This is a genomic window from Kitasatospora sp. NPDC059803 (assembly GCF_042732255.1).
Classification (GTDB): Bacteria; Actinomycetota; Actinomycetes; order Streptomycetales; family Streptomycetaceae; genus Kitasatospora.
Genome location: NZ_JBHWIJ010000085.1, coordinates 17,494 through 20,291, shown reverse-complemented (window position 1 = coordinate 20,291; position 2,798 = coordinate 17,494). Strand labels below are relative to the sequence as shown.

Here is a 2,798-nt window from a genome sequence, read left to right as displayed (position 1 = left end):
AGCCCAACCGCCGCACCCCTGCCACAGCCGCGCCCACACGAGCGCGCCCCCCCCCCCGACGGTGGGGCCGGACCGTGTCCCGGGGCCGGCGCCTACGTCGCCCGGCAGCGCCAGGGCGACCAGGACGGCGCCGAGCACGTCGGTGAGGCCCAGCCGCGAGGTGGTCAGCGCCGCGGCCACGGCCGCGGCGGCGGTCAGCCCGATCGGCACCGCCACCGGGATCCGCTCGGCCCAGGCCCGGGGCCCGGGCAGGGCCCCGGCCCGGCGGATCAGCCAGGCGCCCAGCAGGCCGACGACGAACACCAGGTACGGGGTGATCTTCCCGCCGCCGTGCGCCAGGCCGACCGCGATCGCCAGCAGCGACCAGGTGACGGCGTCGATGGAGACCGCGACCGCCATGCAGAGCCGGCCGATCGCGGTGTTGAGCATGCCGCGGTCGTCCAGGATGCCAGCCAGCACCGGGACGGCGGTGACCGCCAGCGCGATCGCCAGCATCAGGACCAGCACCCCGGCCGGGGCGCCGCCGCGCAGCGCCGGGGAGCCGTCGGCCAGCACCCACGCGGCGAACGCGACGCCGCAGCCGAGCGGCAGCAGCAGCGAGCCCACGGCGGTCAGTGCGATGCTGCGCCCGCCCAGCCGGCTGCCGCCGGCCCGGATCTCGTGGACGGCGCCCACCAGGAAGAGCGCGAGGCCGAGGTGGCCCGCCTTCTCCAGGAGGGCCCCGCCGTCCATGGTGGCCGGCTTCCAGTGCCACTGGCTCGCCAGCAGCGCCCCGAGCAGGAGGCAGGCCATGATCTCGCCGACGATCTCCGGCTGCCGCAGCAGCTTCGCCAGCCGGCGTCCGAGCAGTGCCACGGGGACGAGCAGAGCGAGCGTCACCGCGGCCGGTACGTACGGAAGACTGTCCATGGTGCCTCCTTTCTCGGGGAGCCGAAGGGGTCAGTGCATCTGGGCGAGGTACTCGTACTGGCTGGGCAGGCGCTTCAGGAGCTCGGCGGACTGGTCGCTCAGCAGCTGGAACTCCTTCTCCGCGCGGCTGCCGTCCTGCAGGGCGAGTGCGGGCGGGGCCTTGAGCTCGATGCCGCCGAGGCCGAGCAGCATGGCCAGGTAGGAGTAGGACTCGAACCCGTGGAAGTGCGGGAAGATGGTGGCCTCCGTCGGAGGCTTGGCCTTCCACAGCTCGATCCGCTCGGCCAGGCCGTCGGGCATCACCCGGGTCTTGGCGTCCCGCCAGTAGGCGTTGTCCTCGCGGGCCGCGGCCTTGTAGTGCAGGACGAGGAACTCCCGTACGCCGTCGATGGTGTTGCCGACGATGCGGTTGTAGGAGCGGCGCAGCCCCGGGTCCCAGTTGGCGTCCGGGAAGTGCTTGACCAGTTCCTCGATGCCCTGCTGGATGAAGAAGATGCCGGTCGACTCCAGGGGCTCGACGAAGCCGCTGGACAGGCCGATGGCGACGCAGTTGTTGACCCAGGCGTTGCGGGTGCGGCCGATCCGCATCCTGATGTGGTTGGCCTCCAGGCCCTCCGACTCCGGGCCGACCTTGGCCCGCAGCGTGGCCTCGGCCTCCTCGGGCGTCGCGTACTCGTCGGAGTAGACGTAGCCGGTGCCGATGCGGCCGAACAGCGGGATGGTCCAGATCCAGCCGGCGTCCGAGGCGGTGGCGGTGGTGCAGGGGCGCAGGCCGCGCTTCTCCATGTCGACCGGGACGCGCAGCGCCACCGCGCGGTTGTTGGGCAGGGTGTCCTGGAAGGAGTTGAACGGCTCCTCCAGGGTCTGGTTGATCAGCAGGCCGCGGAAGCCGGTGCAGTCGATGAAGAGGTCGCCCTCGATCAGGCCGTGCTCCTTGGTGCGCACGCCGCTGATCCAGCCGCGGTCGTCCTGGACGACCTCGACGACGTCGTCCTCGATGTGCTTGGCGCCGCGCTCGGTGGCGTACCCGGAGAGGAAGTCGGCGAGCAGCGAGGCGTCGAACTGGTAGGCGTACGGGAACTGGGTGTCCTGCTCCGTGAGGGTGTCGCGCTCGGTCGTGTTGCCGCCCTCCTTGAAGTCCTGCTCGAAGAGGGTGCCGTCGAGGTAGCGCGGGGACTTCTCGGCGTCGCAGATCGCGGCCATCAGGAACACGTCCTGGTCGAAGCGGTCGCCGGAGCGGCTGTTCAGCCACCAGTCGGTGAGCGGCAGGCCGTCGACGACCCGGAGGCGCTCGAAGGGGTGGTAGAAGTAGTGGCCCTTGCGCCGCCAGTTCTCGAATCGGATGCCCAGCTTGTAGGTGGCATTGCACTTGGGCATCCAGACGTGCTCCGGCAGGCCCAGGTAGTTGAAGAAATGCCGGACGGTGCTGAAGGTCGCCTCGCCGACCCCGATGGACTTGATTCGCTTGGATTCCACCAGCGTGACGGAAATGCGATCGCCGAATGCGGCGCGCAGGTACGAGGCGGTCATCCAACCGGATGTCCCACCACCGACGATGACGACGTTGCCCAGCATTCCTGACCCTCTCAGCCGGTCGTTCAACCCGGAGCCCCGGGCTGTCCCATGGCTCGAAATCCTGCGGCAGCGGAGCCTCCGGAAAACAGGCTTTTAAGCCTCAGCGGAAACACGCACTCCAGCGCGTCCCGGCCTTCGCCGGGTGTTTTCCGGCATGCCGAACAGATGACACCCGATGGTTGGGGGTGCCATCTGTTCGGCGGAACTCGCCGGAATTCGGCGGGGGTTCGGCAGTGGCTGTTCCTGTCCCGGCGGGGCGGCGCCGCCACCCTCCAACCGGGACTCGTCCCGGAGCGAGATTTACCGGGCCCCCG

At 70.4% G+C, this 2,798-nt stretch carries 2 protein-coding genes; both read right to left on the bottom strand.

Annotation, left to right across the window (positions count from 1 at the left end):
- A partial coding sequence (locus tag ACFV6I_RS16290) for a cation:proton antiporter (protein WP_380425823.1) occupies positions 1-909 on the bottom strand: 909 nt, incomplete at its 3' end.
- Between the two features lie 30 nt (positions 910-939).
- Positions 940-2,484 carry a tryptophan halogenase family protein gene (locus ACFV6I_RS16285; RefSeq protein WP_079135958.1) on the bottom strand — a complete coding sequence of 515 codons (1,545 nt, stop codon included), beginning with the start codon at positions 2,482-2,484 and terminating at the stop codon, positions 940-942.
- Between the last annotated feature and the right edge of the window lie 314 nt (positions 2,485-2,798).